This is a genomic window from Flavobacterium sp. DW-iso2 (assembly GCF_058725285.1).
This window is the reverse complement of record NZ_JBZXDY010000001.1, coordinates 324,094-330,867: the sequence shown is the minus strand read 5'-3', so window position 1 is coordinate 330,867 and position 6,774 is coordinate 324,094. Positions and strand designations below refer to the sequence as shown.

Annotated in this window: 6 protein-coding genes; 2 read left to right on the top strand and 4 right to left on the bottom strand. The window is 36.0% G+C overall.

The window, feature by feature from the left end:
* Positions 1 to 405: 405 nt before the first annotated feature.
* Both AC4PRO_RS01425 and AC4PRO_RS01420 read right to left on the bottom strand, forming a co-directional pair.
* Positions 406 to 1,095: an SIMPL domain-containing protein gene (locus AC4PRO_RS01425; protein WP_074724432.1), complete on the bottom strand. Its 690-nt coding sequence runs from the start codon at positions 1,093 to 1,095 to the stop codon at positions 406 to 408.
* A gap of 53 nt (positions 1,096 to 1,148) precedes the next feature.
* The gene (locus AC4PRO_RS01420; protein ID WP_074724433.1) at positions 1,149 to 1,787 is read right to left on the bottom strand and encodes a rhomboid family intramembrane serine protease; all 639 of its coding nucleotides are present in this window, start codon (positions 1,785 to 1,787) and stop codon (positions 1,149 to 1,151) included.
* Positions 1,788 to 1,902: 115 nt separating this feature from the next.
* Here AC4PRO_RS01420 and AC4PRO_RS01415 point away from each other — a divergent pair, with 115 nt between their 5' ends.
* Together AC4PRO_RS01415 and AC4PRO_RS01410 are read left to right on the top strand one after the other, a co-directional pair.
* Positions 1,903 to 2,772, top strand: a complete 870-nt coding sequence (locus tag AC4PRO_RS01415) for a lysophospholipid acyltransferase family protein (protein ID WP_492116022.1) — start codon at positions 1,903 to 1,905, stop codon at positions 2,770 to 2,772.
* A gap of 79 nt (positions 2,773 to 2,851) precedes the next feature.
* Complete coding sequence (locus AC4PRO_RS01410) at positions 2,852 to 4,417, top strand: protein adenylyltransferase SelO (protein ID WP_492116021.1); 1,566 nt, start codon at positions 2,852 to 2,854, stop codon at positions 4,415 to 4,417.
* A gap of 77 nt (positions 4,418 to 4,494) precedes the next feature.
* Here AC4PRO_RS01410 and AC4PRO_RS01405 read toward each other — a convergent pair whose 3' ends face one another.
* Both AC4PRO_RS01405 and AC4PRO_RS01400 read right to left on the bottom strand, forming a co-directional pair.
* A complete protein-coding gene (locus AC4PRO_RS01405) occupies positions 4,495 to 5,982 on the bottom strand; it encodes an aminotransferase class V-fold PLP-dependent enzyme (protein WP_492116020.1) in 1,488 nt (495 codons plus the stop codon).
* Between the two features lie 198 nt (positions 5,983 to 6,180).
* Positions 6,181 to 6,762 carry a porin family protein gene (locus AC4PRO_RS01400; protein ID WP_492116019.1) on the bottom strand — a complete coding sequence of 194 codons (582 nt, stop codon included), beginning with the start codon at positions 6,760 to 6,762 and terminating at the stop codon, positions 6,181 to 6,183.
* Between the last annotated feature and the right edge of the window lie 12 nt (positions 6,763 to 6,774).

The following is a 6,774-nucleotide window of genomic DNA, read 5'->3' as shown; positions in this document are numbered from 1 at the left end:
TGCTAAGAATCAAAAATAAAATAATAGTTCTATAATAACTTTAAAAAATTACTACAATTTTATTCTAAATTTAGCTACATTTGATTTTCATTAAATATGAATTATTACGTTCATTAAATTCAAGTTAATTAGCTGATAATTTTGCCCTTTATCCATGAAATTAATTAATTTTGTTCTTATGGCAATATCGTGGCACATCGCGTTACAAATTTAGACAAATGCAGCATAGATAAGGGTTCAGCCGACTAGGTTAGAATCCTACCATCCACACAAAACGCTGCAAGCAATTGCAGCGTTTTTTTTTATCCAATTATTACTATAGTTCAATACTAAATTTGCAAAATAAAAAAAGCTCCGCTTCTTAATAAAAAGAACGGAGCCATATCAAATCTGTAGTAACTAATTTTATTCTAATATAAAACTCACGCTTACATTTGCGGTTATCGTGATTTCTCCTTCAGCCAGCGTTTCTCTTGGCACTGTACTATCTTCCATAGCCATTGATTTCATTCTTGCATAAACGGGCTGTGGCTGATAAATTTGTGAGTTATCTGAGATAGTCATCGCTTTACCTACTTTTTGCCCTAAAACAGACACATAGTCTTCTGCTTTGAGTTTAGCATCCTTCATCGCTAATTTTCTTGCCTCTGATTGGTATTGCGCTAGTTTTGAAGACTGGAAAATCACATTATCAATTCTATTGATTCCCTGATTCACTAGTCCTTCCATTAACTCATCATATTGCGATAAATCTCTCAAAAGAATCTCAACGGTTTGGCTAGCATTATAGCTTGTCTTCTTTTTTTCATAATCATAAACCGGATTTAATGAAACACGCTGCGTTCTATAATCAGCCGGTGCCAGATTCATTTTTTTGATGATCTTCAAAACCGCTTCCATTTGTTGGTCATTTTGCTTTTTAACCTCCTTAGCATCATTCCCTTTTGTCTCCACTGTCGCAGTAATAGTGGCCTGATCTGGCACTACTTTAACTTTTCCTTCTCCTGCAACATTGATTTGCGGAATTTGTTTGATTTCTTGAGCATATGACAGGGTCATAAACATCATGGACAGTACCACTAGTGCTTTTTTCATTTTGATTTGTATTAATTAATATATGAACTATAAATCTTTCAAAAATTATGCCATTATAATTTTCCCATTTTTGCCATTACAAAAAGAATAATTATTGGAATAGTAAGTAATACCACCATAAAAGTATGATCAACCACTAAATGCGGATTAGAAATCAAAGTAATCAAATACCCCCCAATAGCGCCTCCAAAATGCGCTGTATGCCCTATATTATCGTTCTTAGCTCTCATTCCATAAATAGAATACAACAAATAAAGAATCCCAAAAAGATAAGCTGGCATTGGAATTATAAAAAAGATCCCTAACATCATATCTGGTTGCAATAATATCGCCGAATACAGAACACCCGTAACGGCTCCAGAAGCGCCTATTGCTCTATAATTATAATCGTCTTTATGGAACATGATGGTCAATAAACTTCCAAAAATTAAACTTCCAAAGTAAACAATCAAAAACGACAAACTACCCAAATGACCAATCACCACAGGAGCAAAAAAGTAAAGTGTAATCATATTGAATGCCAAATGCGCGATGTCTGCATGAAGAAAACCGGAGGATATCAGTCTGATTTGTTCCCCAGCGCGAACACTTCCCATATGGAATTCGTATTTTCTAAAAAAAGCTTGATCATCAAAACCTTTGAAACTAATAAGTACAGTTACAACAATTATTGCTATTAAAATGATATTCATAAAGTCTATTTATTGTGAATTACAAAGGTACTAATTCTGACAGACCCTATTAGTACCTCATCAAAATATATCTGGATATTCATTTTTGACTTATCTTTGCAAGAAAAAATACTGCATGCAATTCCTCGTTTTTATTATAGCTTACCCTTTTCTTTGGATGATTTCCATTCTTCCCTTTCAAATTTTTTATTGGTTGTCAGATGGAGTCTATTTTTTAGTGTATTACATTATCGGTTATCGCAAGAAAGTGGTTAGAGCAAACATTGCTTTGGCTCTGCCTCATCTTACCGATAAAGAAAGACTGTTAATCGAGAAAAAATCATACCATCACTTATGTGATATGTTTATGGAAATGATAAAAACCATGACCATATCGTCAGAAGAAATGAACAAAAGATTTGTAATTACAAATCTTGAGCTGATGACAGAATACGAACAAAAAGGAAAAAGCATTATGCTGATAGCTTCCCATTATGCCAGTTGGGAGTGGTTAATTACACTTAATCAAAAAATAAGCTATCATGGTGTAGGTGTCTATAAAAAATTAAGCAATAAATATTTTGATAAACTCATCAGAGACATTCGATCAAAATACAATACTGAACTAGTTACTACTAGCAGAACAATTCCATGTATCGCACACAATCAAAAAGAAAATATTCTTTCTGTATATGGCTTAGCTAGCGATCAATCGCCAAAAGCAGATCGTATCTTTCATTGGAAATCATTCATGGGAGTAGAAGTTCCTGTTCATACAGGCCCAGAAATGCTGGCAAAGAGATATGATCTTAATGTCATTTTTGCAAAAGTAAAAAAAGTTGGAAGAGGCTATTATGAATGCACACTGATTCCTATTAGTGACAATCCAAAGTCGGTTCCTGATTTTGAAATTACCGATGCTTTTATTCAGGAAGTTGAAAAACAAATCCATGAAGCTCCAGAATATTATTTCTGGACTCATAAAAGATGGAAACACAGACGATAAGAAGGCCGCTGTAATTTTAGTTTTAATTAACTGTCGGTGCAAAAATATTTGACTAATTTTGAGGCTAATGCAAAATAAAATGAAGTTAAAAATCAACAATAGATTTAGCACAGAATTACCCGCAGATCCTGACGAAACTAATGTTACGCGTCAGGTTAAAAATGCTTGTTTTTCTTTTGTGACACCCCAAATACCCTCGAATCCTAAATTAATCCATTTTTCAGAAGAAGCGGCAGCACTGCTTGGCATTTCTAATGAAGACGCGCAATCTTCTGAATTCACAAACGTATTTTCAGGGAAAGAACTGCTACCAGGTTCACGTCCGTATTCGATGAGCTACGCCGGACATCAGTTTGGTAATTGGGCTGGGCAATTAGGAGATGGTAGAGCCATTATTCTTGCTGAAGTAGAAAACAAGGAACAAGTTTATACCTTACAATTAAAAGGAGCCGGCATGACTCCTTACTCCCGTAGAGCAGATGGTCTAGCCGTATTGCGCTCTTCCATACGAGAGCATTTGTGTAGCGAAGCCATGTTTCACCTTGGTGTACCCACTACCCGATCGTTATCCTTGATGCTTACTGGAGACCAGGTATTGCGTGACGTCATGTATGACGGAAACCCCGCTTATGAAAAAGGCGCAGTGGTTTGCAGAGTAGCGCCTTCTTTTATTCGTTTTGGAAATTTCGAACTGTTCTCTTCTCAAAAAGATCTGAAAACATTAAAAGCAATCACTGATTTTACGATTAAATATCATTTTCCCGAAATCAAAGGAAATACGGCAGCCAATTATGTTCAACTTCTACAAGCCGTTGCAGACAAGACTCGCAAGATGATTATACACTGGCAGCGTGTCGGTTTTGTACACGGCGTGATGAACACAGATAATATGTCCATTTTAGGACTTACTATAGATTACGGCCCCTACGGATGGTTAGAGGATTACAACCCCAACTGGACCCCAAATACAACGGATCGTGAAAATCGTAGGTATCGTTTTGGCAATCAAGCCGAAATAGCACTATGGAATTTATATCAGTTGGCCAATGCTTTGTACCCCCTGATTCAGGAAGCAGCGCCCTTAGAATCGATATTAGAAGCCTTTCAATCGCAATATGAGAAAGAATATTTAAGTATGATGCGAAATAAATTAGGACTGTCCACTACAGAAGAAGAGGACAACCAACTTATTCATATCCTTACCGAAAATCTTCAACTCACGGAAACAGACATGACAATTTTCTTTAGAAAATTAAGCCACATTAAAAAAGAAGATTCCGTTGAAAATGCTTTCGAATTGATTAAGGAATCCTTCTACAAGATAGAAGAACTTGTAGACAAAACGTACGATGCTTGGATGTATTGGTTTACCCAATATTTAAATAGACTGCAACAGGAATCGATATCAGATGCAGACCGTAAAGTAGCAATGGATCAAGTAAATCCTAAATATGTATTGCGAAATTATATGTCGCAATTAGCTATTGAAGCGGCAGAAAAAGAGGATTACTCGCTAATTGAAGAACTACACCTTTTATTAAAAAATCCATATCAAGAACAAGACGAATACCAAAAATGGTTTGCTAAAAGACCGGATTGGGCCAGAGAAAAAATTGGAAGCTCGATGCTATCTTGCAGTTCTTAAAATGAATTAATGCCAACTAAAAAGCCCTTTAAGTATCTCTTAAAGGGCTTTTTTATATAAAAATAGATTTCTATTGGTTATAGTGAAAACCAGCTTTTAACCAATTCATCTTCTAACGGCTGTGCGTCCTTGTGGACAAACTCATTTGTATCTCTATTGTAGGTATAATCCATAGCCCATGTTTTATGGTTTTCGGCCAAAGCCTTAATGCTGTTACAAACAAATTCAATCTCGGCATTTGTTGTTGTAGGATGAATAGACATTCTAATCCAACCCGGTTTTCTAATTAAATCACCTAAGGTAATTTCGTCAATCAATTTATGAGACGTTTCCTGATCTACGTGCAATAAAAAATGTCCGTAGGTTCCAGCGCAACTACATCCTCCACGAGTTTGTATTCCGAATTTATCATTCAGTAATTTCACACCCAAATTAAAATGTAAATCATCAACATAAAATGAGATTACACCCAATCGATCTTGATGCTGTGCCGCCAAAATTTTAATATTCGAAACAGTTCCTAATTCAGAGAAGATATAATCTACAATTTCATGTTCTCTTTTCAGGATATTATCAATTCCCATCTGCTCTTTCAGTTGAATAACAAGCGCAGTCTTAATAACTTGTAGAAAACCAGGTGTTCCCCCGTCTTCCCTATCTTCAATATTATCGATATACTTATGTCCGCCCCAAGGATTAGTCCAAGAAACCGTCCCTCCTCCTGGATTATCAGGAACTAAGTTTTGATATAATTTTTTATTAAATACTAAAACACCACAGGTTCCAGGTCCTCCAAGAAATTTATGAGGTGAAAAGAAAATGGCGTCCAAAAAGCTTTCTGAATCTTTAGGATGCATGTCGATTTCTACATAAGGTCCCGAACAAGCAAAATCAACAAAACAAAGTCCGTTATGTTGATGCATTATTTTTGCCACCTCATGATAAGGTGTTCGTATCCCCGTTACATTAGAGCAGGAAGTAATTGACGCAATTTTAAAACTTCGGTCTTTGTATTTATCTAATAGTATTTCTAAATTTTCTACGCTAAATAATCCATCCTCCGTAGAAGGAATAACCTCAACTTCAGCAATAGTTTCTAACCAAGAAGTCTGATTTGAATGATGCTCCATGTGCGAAATAAAGACAACAGGTTTCTTATCAGCAGGTACATTTATAAAATCTTTCAGGTTCTCCGGTACTTTCAATCCCAGAATACGTTGAAATTTGTTGACTACCCCCGTCATACCCGTTCCGTCGGTAATTAGAACATCATCACTATTTGCATTAACATGCTTTTTGATAATGCTGCGAGAATGGTGGTAAGCTTTAGTCATCGCTGTACCAGACACCGTAGTCTCCGTATGCGTATTTGCAACAAAAGGCCCAAATTCATTCATCAATTTTTCCTCAATCGGACGGTATAAACGACCACTGGCGGTCCAATCCGTATAGATAATTTGTTGTTGCCCGTACGGAGAACGGAAGTCTTGATCGATTCCTATAATATTCTTGCGAAATTGTTGGAAATACTGTTCTAATTGGGTTGGATTCTCTTTGGTAGTCATTCTAATCATTATTTGGTCGTAAAGATAATTGAATTTTAGGGAATCTGCAATTGAGATCGACTGTCATTCGTACGAATGAAATCTACACTTTAGAATCAGAAAGAACTGTTTCCAATACATCACTCATTCGAAACAAAAACAAAACCCTTTCAAAGTACTACTCTGAAAGGGTTTATCATATTATAAAAATGTCATGACTTACAAATCAAATCCAACTGAAAATTGCCAAACTCGGTTCTGTGCTTTTCCTTCATCATACAAATCTCCAAGGCCTCGGTGGTAACGCACACCTAAACTGATTCCGGAATTAGTTTTAAAACCTGCTCCAAAGTTCATTCCCCAGTCAAAGTTATTAGGATCATATTCCTGAGAACTACTAAACAAACCATCGTATTCTTCCTTATGAGAAATAGCTAATCCTATTTGTGGTCCTGCCTCTAAGAAGAAATTTTTAGACGGATAGGCTTTTAGCATTAGCGGTAAATTGATATAATTCAGTTTTTGAGTAAAAGTACCATTAGCATCTTTGATTTCGTAGCCTTGTTGAGAATACATCAATTCCGGTTGGATAGAAAAGCTTTCGCTGATAAAGGATTCTCCATAAACCCCTATGTGAAACCCGTGGCGTTGTCCCGTTTCTCCGTCACCGTCAAAACTTACGGCAGCTAAATTATACCCTCCTTTTATTCCCGCATTTGACTGATGCGTTGCTGTATTCTGCGCGTTTACAGATGTCACTATTCCTACTAATAAAACTAGTGTCCTATATATATTTTTCATGTTTTCTTATTT